The following is a 20,385-nucleotide window of genomic DNA, read 5'->3' as shown; positions in this document are numbered from 1 at the left end:
GATATGGAAGGGGGCGCTGTGGGGAAAAGGGTGTCGCTGCGCCGCGAATCGCCCGAGGACGATGATGTGTTCGAGGCGTCGCGAGCGCTTGCGAAGGAATACCTGGCCTATCTTTCCGTCGAGCGGGGATCGTCGGCGTTGACGGTGGTTTCGTATGCGTCCGACCTTGACGATTATGCGGCGTTTCTTGCCGACGTGCGCGGCTGCTCGGCCGGATGCGCCGCCCGATCGGACGTGGCGGCCTATGCGCGCGACCTTGCCGAGCGCGGCTATGCTCCCGCCAGCAGGGAGCGTCGTATGGCCGCGGTAAGGGGGATGCACCGTTTCCTCGCGCGCGAGGGGCTCGCGAGGGGGGATGCCGCCTCCGATGTCGAACTGCCGGATGCGCCGCGCCGTCTTCCCGACGTCTTGTCTGTCGCGCAAGCCGAGACTCTGCTCGATCGCGATTACCGGTCCGACGAACTCGGCGCGCGCGACCGCGCGGTCATGGAGGTGCTCTATGGTTGCGGCTTGCGTGTGAGCGAGCTTGTCGGGATGGATACGGCCGATGTCTTTTTCGACGAAGGGTTCGTGCGCGTCGTCGGCAAGGGGAGCGCCGTGCGCGTCGTTCCGTTCGGCGGCGCGGCTGCCCGTGCGCTCGCCGACTATTTGGAATCGGCGCGGCCCGTGCTCGCCGGTAAGGCGCCGTCGCCTCCGTCGGCGCTGTTTCTCAATGCGCGCGGCGGCCGCCTGACGCGTCAGGGGGTCTACGGGGTGGTGGAGAAATCGGGCGCTGCCGTGGGTATTGCGGGACTACATCCCCACACGCTGAGGCACAGTTTCGCAACGCATATGCTGGAGGGCGGAGCCGATCTGCGCACGATTCAGGAGATGCTCGGTCACGCCGATATCTCGACCACGCAGGTCTATGTCCATGTAACCTCGCTCCATCTGCGCGAGGAATACCTGGCCGCCCATCCGCGCGCCCGCGGAATCGTCTGACCCCACATTTCCTCCATGCGATTCGTTTTCAAGACGGCACTAGATATAGTGCCGTCTTTTCGTATGGCACTATATATTCTTTTAATAGGTGCGATATCCGTCCATGCGTCGTCGACGAATGGAATCATCTGCCTTTCGGAGTTGAAAAGTGGGGGGAGAAACGCCACGCAGTGGGCGATTTTATTGCGAGGTGGGAGGAAGTGGGATAAAATGGCGGGCATCGGTTGGGGTGTTGCAATGTGAAGGGGGATGAGCGTGGCCGGTCTATTCGGTGAATATCGCCATAAGATCGATGCCAAAGGCCGCCTTTCCCTTCCGGCTGCATTTCGAAAGACCTTGACCGAAGACACCCAGTTGGTGGTCGTTCCCGATTCCAAGAACGGCTTCCTTTCCGTCTACACCGTGGATAACTACGAAGCGTGGGTGGACGCTCTGTTCGAAAAGAAGGGCGGCTATAACCCGGGCGACCGCAAACACGTCATGCTGCGCACCAAGCTCAATGCCAGCGCCATGCCCAATGCGATGGACGCTGCGGGACGCATCAACGTGTCGGCGAAGCAGCGCGAGATGGTGGGGTTGGAAAAAGAAGCGGTTCTGGTGGGCAACACCGACCATTTTGAGATCTGGGATGCCGCGCGTTGGGATGAATTCCAGAGCAGCGTAGATCTCGATGAATTGCTGTTCTCGTAAGGAGTCCGCACGTGGAAAAAACGACAGGCGAATACCGGCATATCCCCGTCTTGCTCGACGAGTGCCTTGAACAATCGCGTCTTAAGCCGCAGCATACGTTCGTAGACGCGACGCTCGGCGGAGCGGGCCATTCTTCCGAAGTGGCGCGACGTCTGGGGTCGCAAGGCCTTCTGATAGGCATCGACCAAGACGATATGGCGCTGACCGCCGCCGGGGCCCGTTTGAAGGCCCTCGGTTCTGCCGACCTGCCCCAGATCGAGCTTTTGCGCGGCAATTTCGGAAACCTCGATGAGCTTCTTCTCGAAGCCGAGGTTCCTGGCATCGATGCCATTCTGTTCGATTTGGGCGTTTCTTCGCCGCAGCTTGATTTTCCGTCGCGGGGGTTCTCGTTCAAAGAGGATGCCCCCCTGGACATGAGGATGGATCCGGGCAACCAGACCACAACCGCAGCAGAGCTCGTCAACACCCTGGATGCAGCAGAGCTCGCTCGGATCATCCGCGATTATTCCGATGAGAAGTGGGCCAGCCGTATCGCGCAGTTCATCGTCGCTGCGCGCGAGCGCGCCCCCATCGAGACGAGCGGGCAGCTCGTCGAGATCATCAAGGCCGCCATTCCCGCATCGGCGCGTCGTGCAGGCGGCCATCCCGCCAAAAGGACGTTCCAGGCTCTGCGCATCGAGGTGAACTCCGAGCTTTCGGTCTTGCGCAGCGGTTTGGAGGCGGCGGTGCGTTGGCTGAACCCGAAAGGCCGCATTCTGGTGATCAGCTACCATTCTCTTGAGGACAGGGTCGTCAAGGAAGTGTTCGCAGAGCATGCGCGCACCTGCACCTGCCCTCCCGGACTTCCCGTATGCGCGTGCGGGGCCGATCCGGCGCTGAAGATCGTCACGCGCAAGCCGATTCTTCCGACGCCGGAGGAAATCGAGCGCAACCCGCGCGCCCGCAGCGCCAAGCTGCGTGTCGCGGAGAAGATACGTTAATGCCGATACGCGAGTAGAGCAAGCCGACCGAAGAGCGTTGCATCTGAAGAAAGGGGGCCGGTGTGAGTCGCACGAATGCATACCGTGCCTCCCGGTCGGGATACCTATACGGCAGCTCCGCGCCGGCCGTGCCCGACCGCTCGGGCGCCGACTTCGAGGTCATACCCGGTCGGCGGAAATATTCCGATGTGGAGACGCTTCCCGCATCGGTTATGGGAATAGCGAAAGTCATCGTCGCGGCCGCTTTGGTTGTCGCGACGTTGTGCTGTATACGCGTCGGTCTGACCGCGGCAAGCGTCACGAGCTCGATTGCCGCCGACGATTTGAGCGCCAAGATCGAGAATGCCAGGTCCTACGGAAGCGATCTCGAGGTGCAGCAAAGCAGGCTTTCCAACTCGACCCATATTCGCGTCGAGGCGGCGAGTCTAGGCATGGCGCCTCCGCTGAGCACCGAAGCGGTCGTGCTGCCTCCCGACATCGTGGCGACGGATGCGGAGGGCAATCTTTCTTTGTCCGGAAGCATCGCCGCCATTGCGAATCAAGGATAATCGATGAGCGAACGTAGACCATCCAATCCACGCAGCGTTTCCGACGGCTCGCCTTCGAGCCGTCTGTCTTTTTTGCTGCTGTCGTTTCTCCTGATCGCCATGGCATGGGCCGGCCGTCTTGTGTATTTGCAGGTCATCAAGGCCGATGAGTTCAGTTCCGCCGCTGCGGCATCGCGCACGGTGAGCGCCGACATCTCGCCGCGTCGCGGAACTATCTACGACCGCAACGGAAACGTGTTGGCCACCAGCGTCGATGCCACGACGGTCTACGCGAATCCCAAGGAGGTCGTCGACAGGGCTTCTACAGCGCAGGCGCTGGCCGATTCCCTCGGCGGCGATGCTTCCGAGTATCGCGACCTGCTTTCCCAGGACACCACATTCGTCTACATCAAGCGTAAAGCCGATGTAGACGTGGCCGATGCGTTGCGCGAGAAGGGGCTGACCGGCATCTATTTCATCGACGACACGAAGCGCGTCTGTCCTTACGGCAAGGTCGCCGGCCAGGTTCTCGGCTTCGTCAACGTGGATGGGCAGGGCGTGTCGGGCCTCGAGCTGTATTACGACGACATCCTCAAAGGCACGCCTGGCAAGCTTGTCGTGCAGCGCGGCGGCAAGGGCATTCCCATTCCAGGCGGCACCGAGGTCGACGAGCCTGCGAAAGACGGCCAGGATATCGTGATTTCAATCGATATCGACATGCAGAGCTATCTGGAGAAACGCCTTGCCGAGGGTGTCGAGCAGATCGGCGGCGAGGACGGCGGCGCAGTCCTCATGGATGCGTCGACGGGCGACCTGCTGGCGATCGCGTCCACTCCGTATTTCGACCCGGCGGCGCCTTCGGAATCCGAAGTGGGTTCCGACTCCCTCAAGCCCGTCACTCAGGCTTACGAGCCGGGTTCGATTTTCAAGACCGCTTCCATGACGGCCTTGCTCGAGACCGGTTCGATTTCGCCCGATACCACGGTGTTCGCGCCGGCGGGGCTGGCGGCCGATGAATACGTGATCACCGACGCGCATGAGCGCGGCGATATGACCATGACCGCGCGCTATGTGATGCAGGACTCGTCCAATGTCGGCATCTCGCTGCTCGTCGAGAGCCACTTGGGCTTCGCCCCCTTGTACGACAAGATCGTGACCTACGGTCTCAACGGCGCCACCGGCATCGACTATCCGGGAGAAGCGGGGGGCTATCTGGCGCCGAATGTGGAAACGTGGTCGCAGATCCTCAAATACAACGTCACGTTCGGCCAAGGTATCGCCACCACGCCTTTGCAGATGACGCGCTTCTACGGAGCCCTTGTCAACGACGGCGTGGCCGTGACGCCGCATCTCCTGCTGTCCAAACCCCAGACGGGCGAGGTTATGACGTACGAATCGGAGACGATCATCGAGAACAAGGCGGCGATCGCCCCTATGGTCAGCATGCTCGAAACGGTCGTGGAAGAGGGAACGGGCCAGGGCGCTGCCATCGATGGCTACACCGTGGCGGGCAAGACCGGTACGGCGGAATACGTCGATGAGGATACCGGCCAGTACGCCAAGCACTCCCATAACCTCGATTTCGTCGGTGTGCTGCCGAACGCTTCGACGCCGCTCGTGTGTTTTGTGGGTGTGAACGAGGTTCCCTACGAGCGAAATACCACCGAAGTGTTTAAGGATATAATGACCGAAGCCATAAGCCGCTACCGCGTGGTTCAAAGCGACTAGCCGCCCGTGCGCGGGCGTTCACGTCAGAAAGCATCGAACATGAAACTGGACACGAACCGCATTCTCGATATCACGGGCGGGCGCCTCGCGCTCGCCCCCGCAGACGCCGAGCGCGATCTGGTGGGTCTCACTTGGGATTCGCGCACGGCATGGCAGGATTGCCTCTACGCCGCCCTTCCGGGCGAGCGTGTCGACGGCAACGATTTCATCTCATCGGCCGTCGAAGCGGGCGCGATGCTGGTGCTGGCGGGCCGCGAGCCCGATGCCGCCGCGCTCGAGGCGTCGCGCTCCCGCGGCGCGGGCATCGTCGTGGTCGACGATGTCGAATCCGCTATCACGGCGCTTGCCGCCGCATGGCGCTCTCTGCTCTCGGCCACGGTCGTGGGCATTACGGGGTCGGTTGGCAAGACCACGGTGAAAAGCCTTACGCGCCAGGTTCTTTCCTCGCGTTTCAAGACCGTCGCCACCAAGGGCAACTTCAACAACGAACTCGGCGCGCCTTATACGGTGCTTTCGGCCGACGCCGATTGCGAGATGCTCGTCGTGGAGATGGGCATGGACGACTTGGGCCAGATCGCCCACATCTGCTCGTTCGCCAAGCCTGACATGGGCCTGGTCAACAATGTCGGCGTGTCGCATCTCGAGCGCCTCGGCTCGCGTGAGAACATCGCCCGCGCCAAGGCCGAGCTCTTCGACGCGCTCGAGCCCGGCTCGTTCGCGTTCGTGAACGCCGCCGACGATATGACGCCGTTTCTGCGCTCTTGCGGCCGCCTGGCCGAAGGCATGCTGAACGAAGCGGATTTCAGCGCTGCGGGCGAGCCCGAAGGCGAAGGCTGCGCCGTCTGGGCCGAGGGCGTCTCGGTCGACGACGAGGGCCGTCCGAGCTTCATGCTGTGCGCCCGCGGCTTCGCCGTCATCGGCGACGAGGTCGAGCGCGTCGCGTGCTCGCTGGGTCTTCGCGGCGTCCATAACGTATCCAATGCTTGCGGCGCGGCTGCTATCGGTCTGGCGTGCGGCATAGGCCTGCCCGACGTGGCGCGCGCCTTGGGCGAAGCCCGACCGGAAGCCGGTCGCCAGGAGGTCAAGCGTGCGGCATGCGGTGCCGTGGTGTTCGACGATGCCTATAACGCGAGCCCCGCGTCCATGAAGGCGTCGCTTGCCATGCTCGAAAGCTATAAGGCGTCCGGACGCAAGGTCGCGGTGCTCGGCGATATGGGCGAACTCGGTGCAGAAAGCGTCGAGGGCCATAGGGAAACAGGCCGCGCGGCGGCTCGGGCGGGCGTCGGCCTGCTTGTTTGCGTGGGCGAGGCCGCGGCCGATATCGCCGCAGGCGCTCTCGAGGCCGGCATGCCCGAAGAGCGCATCGTGCGCGTCGCCGACGCCTGCGAGGCCGTGCGCGCTTTGGAAGGAAGGATCGATTCGTCGGATGTCGTGCTGGTCAAAGCCTCGCATTTCATGCATCTCGACCGCGTCGTCGAAGGGATAATCGCCTAATGCTCAGCAGTATCTTCTCGTCTTACCCCACGTTCCTCGTATTTTTGGGCTTCGTGGTCGCGGCTGCGATCACCATGGTGCTCATGCCTGCGTGGATCAAGCTTCTCACGCGCACGCATATCGGTCAGCAGGTGCGCGCCGACGGCCCTCAGAGCCATCTGGTGAAACAGGGTACGCCTACCATGGGCGGCGTCATCATGATCGTCGCGATCGTGCTGACCGCGCTTCTTGTGGCCGAGCCGTCGCCCGAGTTCATCGCGGCGCTTGTGGCTACGCTGGCCATCGGCGCTTTGGGCCTGTTCGACGACGCGTCGAAGGTCATCCATGAGCGCTCTTTGGGTTTGACGCCGAAGGGCAAGCTTATCGGCCAATTCTCCACGTTCGCGGTGTTCACTTTGGTGGTCGTGAACTTCATGGGCATCGAACCTATCGTGCACATCCCGTTCCTTCCGCCGATCGATCTGGGCGTGCTTACCACCACCATCCCGTGCGACTTCGTCGAGGGCGGTTTTCGTATCCCCTGGCTCTATCTGGCGTTCAGCCTGATCCTGCTGGGCGGCCTGAGCAATGCCGTCAACCTGACCGACGGTCTCGACGGCCTGGCTGCAGGCACGGTCATGGTGGTCATGGTGGTCATGGCGGCCATTTCGTATCGTCTCGATATGCTGCCGATCGCGGTTCTTTCCGCCACCATCGCGGGCGCCTGCGTCGGGTTCTTGTGGTTCAACGCCTATCCGGCCGACATCTTCATGGGCGACACGGGCTCGCTTGCGCTCGGCGCGGCTCTCGGCTGCGTGGCCATGCTTACCAAAACCGAGGTCTACTCGATCATCATCGGCGGCCTGTTCGTCGCCGAGGCCCTGTCGGTCATGCTTCAGGTGCTTTATTTCAAACGCACCAAGAAAAGGCTGTTCCTTATGGCTCCTCTGCACCATCACTTCGAGAAGAAGGGATGGAGCGAAACGAAGGTCGTCATCCGCTTCTGGATCGTATCGGGCGTGCTTGCCGCATTCGGCTTCGTCCTGTGGTTCATCCAGCCTATCGTGATGGCAGGCTAGGGCGCCATCGCCTCCGCGCCGAACGATGAGGGCATCGCCGCTTCGACGCGGCGATGCGTGTTTATAAGGAAAAACGTCGATGAGAGGGAATCGTCATGGATAAAGGATGCATCGAAGGCCGCAAGGCGGCCGCCGCAATGCTCGGAGACGTGCTTGTTCTGGGCCTCGGTAAAAGCGGAAAGGCGGTGGCGCGGTATTGCCTCGACCTTTTGGGGTCGCGCGTGAACAGTCTCACTATCGCCGCCGGCGAGCCTAACGACGACGCCCGTGCGTTCGCGCGCGAGTGCGAGCGCCGTGGCGCGAAGGTTTATTTCGACCGCTATACGCTTGAGAAACGCTACGACCTTTGCATTGCCAGCCCCGGCATCTCGCAGTTCTCCCGTTTCTACGAGAATGCCGCTGCCGCAAGCTCCGCCGTGATCAGCGAGGTCGAATTCGCGTGGCAGGAAAGCCGTGCCGATTCGCGCTGGATCGCGGTCACCGGCACGAACGGCAAGACCACCACGACCACGCTTATCACCCATATCCTGCGCGAGGCGGGCCGAGACGTCGCGGCCGTAGGAAACATCGGCAACACCTGCATCGATGCCGTCGCGGCCGATGAAGCCGACGTGTTCGTCGCGGAGGTCAGCTCGTTCCAGCTCGCTTCCATGGACCTGTTCGCACCCGATGTGGCGGTGCTGCTCAACATCACGCCCGACCATCTGTACTGGCATATGACTTTCGATGCGTATGCCGAAGCGAAGAAGAGCGTCTACCGCCGCCTGTCCGTCTCGAAGGGGACGCTCGTGATCGATGCGGTATGCGACGTCACGCGCGCATGCATCAAGGAATTCAAGAACGACGACGCTCGCGGCTTCGATTACATCCCGATCGGATGCGCTGCGGGTCTCGATCGCAGCATGAAGGATGCCTGCGGCTCTCGTAACGCGGCTTGGCTGCATGACGGCATGTTGAGGGTCGAATACGGCGACGAGTCGATCGAGCTGGTCGCCGCCTCGAGCCTGCGCATCAAGGGCGAGCATAACGCGAGCAACGCGCTTGCGGCGGCGAGCGCCGCTTTGGCGGCGGGCGTGGCGCCCGAGCACGTGCGTCGCGGCCTGCGTTCGTTCAAGCCGCTCGAGCATCGTCTCGAACCCTGCGGCGATATCGCGGGCGTGGCGTTTTTCAATGATTCCAAAGCGACCAACGTGGATGCTTCTTGCAAGGCGCTATCCGCCTTCGCGCCCGGCAGCGCCATTTTCTTGCTCGGCGGCCACGACAAGGGCACCGAGCTCGACGACTTGGTGCGCGATGCGTCCGCCATCTGCAGCGGCGTGGTGTGCTTCGGCGCGGCGGGCGAACGTTTCGCCAAGGCCTTCGCCGATTCCGCTATCGAGGTCGTTCGTGCCGAGCATATGGAGGATGCGCTGGATGCCGCCATTGCCATGGCCAAGCCCGGCCAGTCCGTGGTGCTCTCGCCTGCGTGCGCGTCGTTCGACGAATTCGACTCGTTCGAGCATCGCGGCCGCGTCTTCAAACAGCTTGTCGACTTCCGCGCGCAGCGCAAGCGCTAGGGGCTGGTGATAGTGGCCCGAGCCGCGTCTTCTCAAGATACAACCGGACCCGTCGCGCGCGACCAGGCGCGCCGCCAGGCCGACGCCCGCGGCGTGCCGGCCGATATCATGCTGCCTCGCGTCATGCTGGTGGTCGCCACCATCCTTTTGGTGCTGATCGGCTTGGTCATGGTGTTCTCCGCGTCCACCATCGAAGCCATCTCGCAGGGCGACAGCATCTTCTCGTACGTCTCGAAGCAGGCATTGTTCGTGCTGGCGGGCAGTGCGATCGCCTTCGTGCTGGCGAAGTTCGTCCCGTACCACGTCTGGCTGGACGGCCCGTGGTTTTGGATCGGATGGGGCGCGGCGGTGCTCATGTTGCTGGCGGTGCCCGTCGTCGGCACCGAGATTCTCGGTGCGAAGCGTTGGATCTTCATCGGCGGCATGAGCATCCAGCCTACCGAGTTCGCCAAGATCGCGCTCGTGGTGGCCGCCGCAGGCATTCTCCATCGGTATCGCGAGGAGATGTCGAGCTGGCGCGATACGGTGATCGCCTCCCTTGTGCTCGTCGTGGCGCCTCTCGCCTTCCTGTATCTGACGCAGTCGGATATGGGTTCGGCTATCGTGATCTTGATGGGCGCGTTCGCCGTCATGTGGCTCGGCGAAGTGCCGTTGCGCTGGTTTCTTCTCCTGTTTTTCGCAGTGCTTGCAGCGGGCGTGTTCGGCATGGTGGGCTATCGCGCCGATCGCCTTGCCGTATGGCTCAATCCGTGGGATGACGGCTACGGCGGCTACGGCACCGGCTATCAGATGATCAGGTCGTTCTACGCCTTCGCCGAAGGCGGCCTGTTCGGCGTGGGTCTGGGCAATTCGCGCGAGAAGTTCCTCTACCTGCCCGAAGCCGAGACCGACTTCATCTTTTCGGTCATCGGGGAAGAGCTCGGTCTGGTGGGCGCGCTCGCGGTCATCGGATTGTTCCTTGTGGTCCTGTTCGCGGGCCTGCGTATCGCGCATCGCGCCCCTGATCCGTTCGGCGCCACGATGGCGGGCGGTCTCACGGTGATGCTTGTGGGCCAGGCTTTTCTGAACATCGCCTGCGCCACGGGAATCTTTCCGACTACGGGCAAGCCGTTGCCGTTCATCTCGTCGGGAGGCTCGTCGGTGCTCGCGTCGTTGTTCATCGTGGGCTTGATCATGTCGGTCTCGGTGGGGTCCAACGTGCTGACGCCGTATGAGCGCCGCCGCAACGACCTGAATGTGATCAGGGTCGAGCAGCCCGGGCGTCGTCGCGACGATGCTGCGGGCGTCCGCGGACGCGGCGAGCGCTCCCGCGGGTTTTGCGGCGCGTCGGACGCGGGTTCGGACGCTTCGCGGACGCGCCGTCGTCAGCGGGGGTCGGATGTCGTTTCGCCGTCGTCGCGGTCGGAAGGGCGGCGTGCGACATCGCGCGCTTCGTCTCGAAGCGAAGAGGCGCGTCGGGAATCCCGTCGCGAAAGGGCGCGTCAGCGCGCCCTCGATTCCGAAAGGGGAAGGCGATGAAGGTCGTGCTTTCAGGCGGAGGAACCGCCGGACATATCAATCCCGCTCTTGCGCTTGCCGAAGAGCTGTGCGCCCGCGGCCATGAGGTCTGCTTCGCGGGCACGCCGACCGGCGTCGAGGCGCGGCTCGTGCCTCAGGCGGGCATCGAATTCGTGCCCTTCGAGGCAGCGGGTTTCGACCGTCAGAAGCCGTGGACGCTGATCACCTCGACGGCGAAGATCGCTGCCTCGGCGCGCAAGGCCAAGCGCTGGATGCGCGAGGTGCGCCCCGATGCCGTGGTGGGATTCGGCGGATACGTCTGCATCCCCGTGGGCCTGGCGGCCGCTTCGCTCGACATTCCCCTGGCGATGCACGAGCAGAATTCGGTCATGGGCATGGCGAATAAGTTCTTGGGCAAGCGAGCCAAGGCCGTGGCCTTGACTTATGAGGCGGCGGGCAAAGACATCGCCGACCGGTCCAAGATCGTGCTGACGGGCAATCCCGTGCGATCTTCGGTGTTGAACGCCACGCGCGAGCAGGGCAGGAGCATGCTCGGCATTCCCGACGACGCTGTGATGCTTCTCGTGTTCGGCGGAAGCCTGGGCGCGCGTCATATCAACAAAGCCGTCGGCGCATTGAAAGAAGAGCTGCTTGCCCGCGAGAATCTCTATGTGGTGCATATCACGGGTCCGAAGGAGTTCGATGCGGTGAAAGAGGAGCTCTCCTTGACTTCCGACGAGGCGAAGCGTTGGACGGTCATGGCCTACCAGGACCGTATGGCCGAAACGCTCGTAGCGGCCGACTGCGCCATCTCGCGCGCGGGAGCGACCTCGCTCGCCGAGATCTCGGCGATCGGGCTTCCCGCCCTGCTGGTGCCGTTCCCGTTCGCGGCCGAAGACCATCAGACCACCAACGCCGAGGCCTATGTGGCGAGCGGCGCGGCGTACATGCAGCGTGACGACGAGCTGGACGGCTCGGCGTTCGCCGAGAAGCTGTTCGCGTTGGTCGACGATGCGGAGCTGCGCGAACGCATGCATGATGCGGCGGCGGGCTTCAAGACCCAGGACGCTGCGGCCAACTTGGCGGATGTTGTGTGCCGCATCGCGGATGCGGGGTAAACCGTCTACAATGCTTGTTCGAAATATCTTCGAGGAGGAATTTGATGAGCTCAGAAGCGAAATGCGTCCATTTTATCGGCGTCGGCGGCGTCGGCATGAGCGGCATCGCCCGTGTCGCGTCCGATCTGGGCATGAAGGTAAGCGGCTCGGATATGAAGGCTTCGCGCTACACGCAGCAGCTCGAAGAGGCGGGCATCCCTGTATTCATCGGCCATGATGCGGCCAATGTGCCTGCCGATTGCGACGTGGTCGTGGTTTCCACCGCCATTCCCGCAACCAATCCCGAACTCGTCGAGGCGCGTGAGCGCGGCATCGACGTGTGGCAGCGCGCCCGCATGCTCGCCGAGCTCGGCCGCGGCAAGAAGACGCTCGCCGCGGCGGGCACGCACGGCAAGACCACTACGTCTTCCATGCTCGCCACCGCCACCGACGCGCTCGGCCTTGCTCCGACCTTCGTGGTCGGCGGTATCGTGGACGCCTATCAGACCAACGCCGTTTCGGGCGCCGGCGAATACTACGTCGTCGAGGCGGATGAAAGCGACGGCTCGTTTTTGAATCTGTCGCCCTACGTAGCGCTCGTGACCAACGTCGAAGCGGATCATCTGGACCACTACACGGGCGGTCTCGAGGAAATCAAGGAGACGTTTCTGCGTTTCATGTCCTCGGTTCCCGACGAGGGCGCCGTGGTGGCGTGCGGCGAGGATCCGGCACTGCCCGAACTCGCCCGTCGCAGCGGCAAGCGCGTGATCACCTACGGCTTCGGCGAGGCGTGCGACACGCGCGTGCTCGACTACCGCACCGAGGGAATCGCGACGCTGTTCACGCTGCATTTCGCCGATGGCCGTACGGTCGCATGCCGCCTGGAGAAGAGCCCGGGCGTGCATAACGCCCTCAATGCAGCAGGCGTGTTGAGCGTCATCTGGGCCTTGGGCGAAGATGTCGAAGCCGCGGCCGCGGGTTTGGCAGGCTATTCGGGCGTCCGCCGTCGTTTCGACCTGATCGGCGAGGCCGCAGGCGTCACCGTCGTCGATGACTATGCGCATCACCCCACCGAGGTCGAGGCGACGATCGCCGCTGCCAAAGCGCTTGATTTCGACCGCGTCATGGTGCTGTTCCAGCCGCACCGCTACTCGCGTACGCAAAGCCTCGCCGGCGAATTCGCGGGCGCGTTCGACGCGGCCGACGCCGTCATGGTCATGGATGTCTACGCGGCGGGCGAAGCTGCGATCGAGGGCGTCAGCGGCAAGCTCATCGCCGATGCCGTGGCCGAGCGAGGCCATTTGGACAAGGCGACGTATCTGCCCGACAAAGACGCCACGGTCGACGCCGTTCTCGAGCAGCTGCGCGAGGGAGACCTGCTGATCACGATGGGCGCAGGCGATGTCACGGGCTTCGGACCGCGCATCGTCGAGGCCCTGGCGGCGCGATAGGCGAGCGAGCATGTCGTCTTTCGCACGCCTGTTCGGCCCGCGTTTCGAGGGAACGGTTCTCGAAAACGAGCCGATGAGCCGTCATACGACGTATCGCATAGGCGGGCCTGCCCGCTACTATATCCAAGCCGATACCCTGCCTTCCTTGACCAGGGTGACCGAGGCTTTGCGCGCTTGGGGCGTGCCCTGGGTCGCGTTGGGCAAGGGCAGCAACCTGCTGGTCAGCGACGAAGGCTTCGACGGAGCGGTCATCACGCTCGGCCGCGGCTTTTCGGCCTGCTGCTACAACGAGGATGCCGCGACGTTTTCCGTGGGTTCGGCCTGCCGCCTGTCGCATGTGGTGCGCGAGGCGTTCTCGCATGGTCGCGCGGGCTTCGAGTTCGCCGTCGGAACGCCCGGCACGGTGGGCGGCGCGCTGCGCATGAATGCAGGTACGAGCCGCGAATACATCGGCAGTCGCGTCTGCACCGTCACCACGCTTCGTCCCGGCACCGGCCTGCGACGCTATAATGCCTCGGACATCGCGTGGGGCTATCGCGAGACCTCGCTTCCATATGATGAAATCGTGCTGGAATGCGAGCTTTCCACCAACGAGGGGAATCGCGAGGAAATCCGCATGCGCATGGAGCGTTCGCTTTCACGCCGCCGCACCACCCAGCCGCTCGCGCTGCCGTCATGCGGCAGCGTGTTTCGCAACCCCGAGCGCGAATCGGTGGGGAGGCTCATCGAGAACGTGGGCCTGAAGGGCGCGTCGTGCGGCGGCGCCCAGATTTCGGAGCTGCACGCCAATTTCATCGTGAACAGGGGAGGGGCGCGCGCCGTCGAGGTGCTCGCTTTGATTCACGCCGTCCAAAACGCCGTGGCAGAGCGCTACGGCATCGAGCTTGTACCGGAGGTGCGTTTCCTTGGCTTCCCGCAATAACCGTCGATCGGCGCCCCAGCCGCGGCGCGCTTCGAAGGCCCAAGTGAACATCCCCCGTGGCAGCACGACCAGACCGCCGCGCACGGCGGGCAGGCCTTCGCCGCGTACGGTATCGCCTTATGCCAAACGAGATTTCGGCAGCGCTCAGCCGCGCGTCTCCACGGTCAAGGTCGGGTCTCTCGCGCAGGGTCAAATGAGTCGCGACGCCCGTGTGAATAGGACCTATCGCGCTCATATGGCAAAGGTGTTCGTGTTGTTGGGCGTTCTGGCCGTGTTGGCCGCAGGTATCGCCGGCGTGTATTTCTCGAATTTGTTTTCGATCAGGCAAGTCACGGTGTCGGGCGTCGAGCATCTCACGTCTGCCGAGATGACCCAGCTCGCCAACGTGCCGAGCGACACCACGCTTCTCAGAGTCGATACGGGTGCGATCAAAAGCAGCATCCTGCGCGATGCCTGGGTCGCCGACGTCGACGTGCAGAGGATTTTTCCCGAGACGCTCAACCTCGCCGTGACCGAGCGCGCCATCGGCGCCGTGGTCGAGGTGAGTGTCGACGAGGGCAAGTCGATCGAGGAGTGGGCTTTGTCGGTCGACGGCATGTGGCTGTGCGCCATTCCTGAAGAAGGAAGCGAGGCGGCCGCGTCGATCAGCCCCAAGATCTACGAGGACAAAGCCGAGGTCCTTTCGATCAAAGACGTCGCCTATGGCGTCGCTCCCGAAGTGGGCACGTATTGCAACGACGAAAGCATCGTCAACGCCCTCGATATCGTCACGGGCCTGACCACCGACCTCAAAAACCAAGTGAAGACGGTGTCGGCTACGTCGACCGAGAACACCACGATCACCCTCGATTCCAACATCGAGATCGCCTTCGGCTCCGCCGACGATATCAGGGACAAAGAGCGCGTCTGCCTGCAGATCATGGCCGATCACCCTGGCAGCGTGTCCTATATCAACGTCCGCGTGGCGACGAGTCCCACGTGGCGCACGACGTAGCGGCTGCGATATCGTGGAACTTCGACGATGATGGGTTACGCCCCGTCATCGTTTCTTGCAAACTCATAGAGTTCGTGTAAAGTGAATCTGTCATGCTTTCTTAACGATAGCCGGCAGATTGTTTGAGATAATGCGACGCAAAGAAACGCGCTGGATATGTAGCACGCATGGAGGATACGATGCCTAAAACTATTGGTTCTGAGCACCTGGCCGTCATCAAGGTCGTGGGCGTAGGCGGAGGCGGCACCAACGCCGTCAACCGTATGGTCGAGGCCGGCCTGAAAGGTGTCGAGTTCATCGCGGTGAACACCGACAAGCAGGCCCTGCTCCTTTCGAGCGCCGACAAGACCATCCACATCGGCGAAGAGCTGACCCGAGGCCTTGGCGCAGGCGCCAATCCTGAAATCGGCTGCCAGGCCGCCGAGGAATCCCGTGCGGAAATCCGCGAAGCGCTTGCCGAGGCCGATATGGTCTTCGTCACCGCAGGCGAAGGCGGCGGTACCGGCACGGGCGCCGCTCCCGTCGTCGCTGAAATCGCGCGCGAGGAAATCGGCGCGCTGACCGTCGGCGTCGTCACCAAGCCCTTCGGCTTCGAAGGCCGCCTGCGTCGCAACCAGGCCGAGCAGGGCTGCGATCTGCTGTCCCAGAAGGTCGACACCCTCATCGTCATCCCCAACGACCGCCTGCTCGAGGTCATCGATAAGAAGACCTCCATGCTCGACGCGTTCCGCATCGCGGACGATACGCTGCGTCAAGGGATCCAGGGCGTGACCGACCTGATCACCATCCCCGGCCTGATCAACCTCGACTTCGCCGACATCCGTACCGTCATGAAGGACGCCGGCACCGCAATGATGGGCATCGGCTACGGTTCGGGCGAGAATCGCGCGCTCGATGCCGCCACGCAGGCTATCAACTCCAACCTGCTCGAGGCCTCCATCCAGGGTGCCAGCCGTGTTCTGTTCTCCATCGCGGGCGGCCCGGAGCTCACGCTCGCCGAGGTCGATGCCGCTGCACGTGCCATGGAAGCCGTCGTGGACGAAGACGCCAACATCATCTACGGCCAGATTATCGACGAGGGCCTGGGCGATCAGGTGCGCATCACCATCATCGCCACCGGCTTCTCCCGCACCACGCAGGCAGTCATGGACTTCGACAACGCGCGCAACGACCTGTTCGCCTCCACGGCGCCGGTTCGCGACACCTACACGTCCAACCAGAGCCATCCCACGTCCCCGGTCGCAACGTCGGCGAACGCCGCTTCGACCCGCATCGCGGACGAGGAGTACATCCCCGATTTCCTGCGCCGCCGCTAAGAGACATAGGTATCAGGCGATATGACGACGAACGTCTCATCGCATGAATCAGCGACCCTCGATATGCCGTTCCCTCGGCTTTCCGAGGGTCGCTTTTCTTCATGCACGCTCATAACCGATGATGCGCTCTACGCCGCGACGGGCGTTCGCGTCGGCTTCACGCAGCGCACGGGCGGCGCAAGCCTCGCCCCGTACGATTCTTTGAACCTGGGCGGCCACGTCGGCGACGACCCCGTCCATGTGGAGCAGAACAAGGCGACCTTGCTTGCGGCGCTCGGCGCGGCCGACGCCTTTTGCATCCAGCCGCATCAGGTCCACGGCGATGTCATCGTGACCTGCCGCGATGCGCGCGATGCGGAGGAGTGCGCCGATTGCGCGGCGCAGGGGGCCGACAGCGTGGTCGTCGCATGTCCCGACACCGCGGCGCTTCTGTGCTTCGCCGATTGCGTCCCCGTGATCGTCGTGGCTCCCACGGGCGCGTTCGCGGTGGTGCATGCGGGGTGGCGCGGCGTGGTCGCGCGCATCGCCGAGAAGGCCGTCGCGCGTCTGTGCGAGGAAGAAGGCGTTGCGCCCTCGCAGCTCAACGTCTATATCGGCCCTCATATCCGAAGCTGCCATTTCGAGGTGGGGGCCGAGGTGGCCCAGGTCTTTTCCGACGAGTTCGGCGACGAGGTCGTTTTGCCCGGGCCCTTCGTCGACATGGCGAAGGCGCTTCGTGCGGGCCTTCGGGCATGCGGGGTCGATGCGGACCGCATCGTCGATGCGCAGGCTTGCACGGTATGCGACGCCGGACGCCGGTATTATTCCTACCGGGCATCCAAGGGATGCTGCGGCCGCCATGCGGCGGTGGCGGTCAGGGTTTCTGATGACGCGAGGAGGGCGGATCCATGGCTCTGAAGCAACGATACGAGCGGATCGCGCACGAAGTGCGCGCGTCTTGCGAAGCAAGCGGGCGCAGCGCGGACGAGGTGACGATCATCGGCGTGTCGAAGACAGTGGGCCTCGAGGCGGTCGAAGAGGCCGTCGCCGCAGGCATCCATGACTTCGGCGAGAACCGCCCGCAGGAGCTTGCGCGCAAGCACGACGCGTTTCCCGACGAGCGCTGGCACTTCATTGGAAATATCCAGTCGCGTCAGCTTTCCACGGTCGTGGGTCGCGCCTGCCTGATCCATTCGCTGTGCGAACGAAGCCATGCCGAGAAAATCGATCGCCTGGCCGAAGGACTGGGTATCGTGCAGGACGTGCTTATCGAGGTCAACGACGGCGAAGAGAACAAACAAGGCGTGCAGCCTGACGAATTGTTCGATATGCTGATGGCGTGCAGCAAGCTGAAGCACGTACGCGTGGCGGGCCTGATGACCATGGCTATGCGCGGAAGCCTTGAAGACGCGCGGGCCACGTTCGCCGACTTGCGCATCCTGCGCGATACGATGCGCGACAAGCTGGAGCGCTGCGGCGTGCGGGGCATCGATCTGCATGAACTTTCCATGGGGATGAGCGACGACTATCTCGAAGCCGTCCCCCAAGGGGCTACCATGGTGCGCGTCGGCCGCGCCATTTTCAGCGACGACTATGCGAGCTAACGGTCTCGCTCGAAGGATAAGGTGAAACAACATGGATTTGAAGATCCCCAAACTCGACGATTTGAAGGATCGTCTCGATTTCAAAGACCGCTTCGGGTTCAAGGACGCTTCGCATGCGCGTCCGTCTTCCTCGCATGAAGATCCGCATGATGATCGCTATGACGACTCCTACGACGATTTCGACCAGGAGGATTTCGGCGAGTACGCGTTCGACGACAACGCCGACTATGCGCGCGAGCCTCGCAAAGACGCGGCGGCTACTGTATCGTTCGCTCCTCAAATGCCGAAACTCGTAACGGCCGACGATGTGCGCGCGCATACCCAGTACACGCCTAATGAAGACGCGATCGACGCTGCGGCCCGTGCCGAGCGCCCGACTTCTGTCGAGGAGCAGCGTCCCGCTCCTTTCGACACCTCTTTCGAGCCCGCGCCGCCCAGCCAGGGCGCACACGCTGCGAAGACCCCCGTGTCCGTCTCTTCCGCGCAGACCGGCGCTTTCGCCGCGGTTCAGGACGTGCCTGCCATGCCCGCGATTCCCGCGGCCGATGTGCAGCCTCAGGCTGCCGCACCTGCGCCCGCCCAGACCCAGCCGCGTATCGTGCAGCGTGCGACGCGCATCCTGACCGTGATCAAGCCCGAAAGCTACGCCGATGCCGAGCGTATCGCGAAGATCCTCAAGGCAGGCGACGTCGCAGTGCTTTCGCTGCGCAGCACGCCTGATGCCCTGGGGAAGCGCATTCTCGATTTCAGCTTCGGCGTCGCCTGCGCGCTCGATGCGCGCGTCGAGTGCGTTTCGGGACATGTGTTCGCCTTGACGCGCGGTGCCGGCCTTACGGAGGGCGAGACCAACCGTCTGCGCGACCAGGGGCTGATGTAAATGCTCGAATATCTCATCGTCTCCTTGGCCGACGTGTACACGATGATCCTGTTCGTGTACGTGCTCATGTCCTGGATTCCGCAGAAGAGCGGCATCATCGCCGACATCGACACCGTGTTGGGCAAGGTATGCGATCCGTTTCTCGATCTTTTCAGAAGATTCATCCCTCCGATCGGCGGGATGGTGGACGTATCGCCGATTTTCGCACTGCTTGTATTACAATTCGCTGTACGGCTGATCGTGGGCATTCTCTAGATCGGCATCTCGATACGCGTTAAGGAGCTGTCATGGCTATCACTTCCGAAGAAATTCATAACCAAAGCTTCACGGTCGACCGCAAGGGCTACGACGTCGACGAAGTCGATGTGTTCCTCGAGCACGTCGCTGCCGAAATCGACGGTCTCAATGCCGAAATCGACGAGCTGACCGCACGCATCCACGAGCTCGAGAACGGCATCTCCTACGATGACGACGAGCCTATGGATATGGATGCCGCCTTTGCCGAGCCCGCGCTTCCTGTGCAGGTGGATGACGAGCCCGCCGAGCAGGAGGCCGCTCCTCTGACCGATGACGAGAAAGATGCGCGCATCGCCGAGCTCGAGCGTCAGCTTTCCGAGAAGGAAAACGACGCCTCTGCCATCGCCAACGCGCTCGTGACCGCCCAGCGTTCTGCCAAGGAAGTCATCGACGCCGCAAACGGCGAAGCAAAGCGCATCAAGGCCGATGCCGAATCTGACGCCGCAGATATCATCGATCGCGCCAATGCCGAGAAGGCCCGCATCGAGGATGCCATCGACGAGCTCGACCGCTCTCACAAGGAGACCTGCGAGGTCTACGCGGAGGCTTTGAGGGCGTTCATCGACGACGCGAGCTCCAAGCTCGACGACGTCGAGGACGAGCTGGCCAAGAAAGACGGCAAGAAGCGCGCGCATGCCCGCTTTGCCGGTCCGAGCCAGGCCCCGGTGCACAAGGCCGTTCCCGCCGGCGCTACCGGAGCGGTCGCTCCGAGCTATACCGCACCCGTGTCTGCCGCCCCTGCGACGCCCGTGACCCTTCCCGTCACCCCGAAGCCTTCGACGGTCGAAAAGGACCTGAGCGGCTACGGCGACGCTTCCGACGCGTTCGACCTGGGAGATATCGACTAAAGTGAAAAGCCCGCGTAAGCGGGCTTTTTTATGCGTGGATCCGGCCGAGTTCCGGGATAGGAAGGGGAGTGGGGCGTCTGCATACGAAAAATGCTCCCAGGAGGGAGCATTGCATCGTGCGCCGTAGCGGGCCTATAAGCCGGGTTCTGTCTTCGAAGACGGTCATTTATCTAGGACGCGCGTCGCCGCGCGCCTCAAGCAGGCTACCCGCATGCACGGAGAGGCTCAACCGTATCGCATGCCTATTCGCCCTTGCTTCGGATGGGGTTTACCAAGCCATGCTGTTACCAACATGCTGGTGCGCTCTTACCGCACCTTCTCAGCTTTTCTCTTAACGCGAATGCGCCAGTGGGAGTTTAAGTTTCTTCAGCACTTTCCGTCGGGTTTCCCCGCCCGGCCGTTAGCCGGCATCCTGCCTCAAGAAGCCCGGACTTTCCTCATGGGGCTCAGGGCCCCCCGCGACCATCTGGCCCGCATAGCGACGGCTAT

Annotated in this window: 19 protein-coding genes and 1 other RNA gene; 19 read left to right on the top strand and 1 reads right to left on the bottom strand. The window is 63.0% G+C overall.

Annotated elements, in window-relative coordinates; translation table 11 throughout:
- The first annotated feature begins 18 nt into the window (after positions 1-18).
- The 19 genes from Q6E04_RS01050 (at position 19) to Q6E04_RS00960 (ending at position 19,896) form a co-directional block, all read left to right on the top strand.
- Positions 19-981: a site-specific tyrosine recombinase gene (locus Q6E04_RS01050; RefSeq protein ID WP_303248985.1), complete on the top strand. Its 963-nt coding sequence runs from the start codon at positions 19-21 to the stop codon at positions 979-981.
- Positions 982-1,236: 255 nt separating this feature from the next.
- Complete coding sequence (locus tag Q6E04_RS01045) at positions 1,237-1,671, top strand: division/cell wall cluster transcriptional repressor MraZ (RefSeq protein WP_123198718.1); 435 nt, start codon at positions 1,237-1,239, stop codon at positions 1,669-1,671.
- An 11-nt stretch (positions 1,672-1,682) separates the two neighbouring features.
- On the top strand, positions 1,683-2,651 hold the full coding sequence (gene rsmH, locus Q6E04_RS01040; RefSeq protein ID WP_303248984.1) for a 16S rRNA (cytosine(1402)-N(4))-methyltransferase RsmH: 969 nt from the start codon (positions 1,683-1,685) through the stop codon (positions 2,649-2,651).
- Positions 2,652-2,713: 62 nt separating this feature from the next.
- Complete coding sequence (locus Q6E04_RS01035) at positions 2,714-3,199, top strand: cell division protein FtsL (protein ID WP_303248983.1); 486 nt, start codon at positions 2,714-2,716, stop codon at positions 3,197-3,199.
- 3 nt (positions 3,200-3,202) lie between these two features.
- Complete coding sequence (locus Q6E04_RS01030; protein WP_303248982.1) at positions 3,203-4,906, top strand: penicillin-binding protein 2; 1,704 nt, start codon at positions 3,203-3,205, stop codon at positions 4,904-4,906.
- Between the two features lie 39 nt (positions 4,907-4,945).
- On the top strand, positions 4,946-6,400 hold the full coding sequence (gene murF, locus Q6E04_RS01025; protein ID WP_303248981.1) for a UDP-N-acetylmuramoyl-tripeptide--D-alanyl-D-alanine ligase: 1,455 nt from the start codon (positions 4,946-4,948) through the stop codon (positions 6,398-6,400).
- Positions 6,400-7,458 (top strand): phospho-N-acetylmuramoyl-pentapeptide-transferase, encoded by a 1,059-nt coding sequence (mraY, locus tag Q6E04_RS01020; RefSeq protein WP_303248980.1) that lies wholly within the window; start codon positions 6,400-6,402, stop codon positions 7,456-7,458. The genes murF and mraY overlap by 1 nt, the downstream gene beginning before the upstream one ends.
- 95 nt (positions 7,459-7,553) lie before the next feature.
- Positions 7,554-9,014, top strand: coding sequence for a UDP-N-acetylmuramoyl-L-alanine--D-glutamate ligase (gene murD / locus Q6E04_RS01015; protein WP_303248979.1), 1,461 nt, complete (start codon positions 7,554-7,556; stop codon positions 9,012-9,014).
- 6 nt (positions 9,015-9,020) lie between these two features.
- Positions 9,021-10,532, top strand: coding sequence for an FtsW/RodA/SpoVE family cell cycle protein (locus Q6E04_RS01010; RefSeq protein WP_303248978.1), 1,512 nt, complete (start codon positions 9,021-9,023; stop codon positions 10,530-10,532).
- Positions 10,529-11,629: an undecaprenyldiphospho-muramoylpentapeptide beta-N-acetylglucosaminyltransferase gene (gene murG, locus Q6E04_RS01005; protein WP_303248977.1), complete on the top strand. Its 1,101-nt coding sequence runs from the start codon at positions 10,529-10,531 to the stop codon at positions 11,627-11,629. The genes Q6E04_RS01010 and murG overlap by 4 nt, the downstream gene beginning before the upstream one ends.
- Before the next feature lie 44 nt (positions 11,630-11,673).
- Complete coding sequence (murC, locus tag Q6E04_RS01000; RefSeq protein ID WP_303248976.1) at positions 11,674-13,059, top strand: UDP-N-acetylmuramate--L-alanine ligase; 1,386 nt, start codon at positions 11,674-11,676, stop codon at positions 13,057-13,059.
- A gap of 10 nt (positions 13,060-13,069) precedes the next feature.
- Positions 13,070-13,981 (top strand): UDP-N-acetylmuramate dehydrogenase, encoded by a 912-nt coding sequence (murB, locus tag Q6E04_RS00995; RefSeq protein ID WP_303248975.1) that lies wholly within the window; start codon positions 13,070-13,072, stop codon positions 13,979-13,981.
- Positions 13,982-14,216: 235 nt separating this feature from the next.
- Positions 14,217-14,975: a cell division protein FtsQ/DivIB gene (locus Q6E04_RS00990; protein ID WP_303248974.1), complete on the top strand. Its 759-nt coding sequence runs from the start codon at positions 14,217-14,219 to the stop codon at positions 14,973-14,975.
- 179 nt (positions 14,976-15,154) lie between these two features.
- A complete protein-coding gene (gene ftsZ / locus Q6E04_RS00985; RefSeq protein ID WP_303248973.1) occupies positions 15,155-16,291 on the top strand; it encodes a cell division protein FtsZ in 1,137 nt (378 codons plus the stop codon).
- A gap of 63 nt (positions 16,292-16,354) precedes the next feature.
- Complete coding sequence (locus tag Q6E04_RS00980) at positions 16,355-17,188, top strand: polyphenol oxidase family protein (protein ID WP_303248972.1); 834 nt, start codon at positions 16,355-16,357, stop codon at positions 17,186-17,188.
- A complete protein-coding gene (locus Q6E04_RS00975; RefSeq protein ID WP_303248971.1) occupies positions 17,179-17,874 on the top strand; it encodes a YggS family pyridoxal phosphate-dependent enzyme in 696 nt (231 codons plus the stop codon). Before Q6E04_RS00980 ends, Q6E04_RS00975 begins: the two co-directional genes overlap by 10 nt.
- Positions 17,875-17,905: 31 nt before the next feature.
- Positions 17,906-18,751, top strand: coding sequence for a cell division protein SepF (locus tag Q6E04_RS00970; protein WP_303248970.1), 846 nt, complete (start codon positions 17,906-17,908; stop codon positions 18,749-18,751).
- Positions 18,752-19,006 carry a YggT family protein gene (locus Q6E04_RS00965; RefSeq protein ID WP_303248969.1) on the top strand — a complete coding sequence of 85 codons (255 nt, stop codon included), beginning with the start codon at positions 18,752-18,754 and terminating at the stop codon, positions 19,004-19,006. It begins immediately after the preceding gene.
- 32 nt (positions 19,007-19,038) lie between these two features.
- The gene (locus Q6E04_RS00960) at positions 19,039-19,896 is read left to right on the top strand and encodes a DivIVA domain-containing protein (RefSeq protein WP_303248968.1); all 858 of its coding nucleotides are present in this window, start codon (positions 19,039-19,041) and stop codon (positions 19,894-19,896) included.
- A gap of 120 nt (positions 19,897-20,016) precedes the next feature.
- On the opposite strand, the gene rnpB is transcribed toward Q6E04_RS00960, so the two are convergent.
- Positions 20,017-20,374: RNase P RNA component class A (gene rnpB, locus Q6E04_RS00955), an RNA gene on the bottom strand.
- Positions 20,375-20,385: the final 11 nt, after the last annotated feature.

This window comes from uncultured Slackia sp. (assembly GCF_959608125.1).
GTDB lineage: Bacteria > Actinomycetota > Coriobacteriia > Coriobacteriales > Eggerthellaceae > Slackia.
The sequence above is the reverse complement of the archived record's forward strand: the minus strand, read 5'-3'. Positions and strand labels throughout refer to the sequence as shown.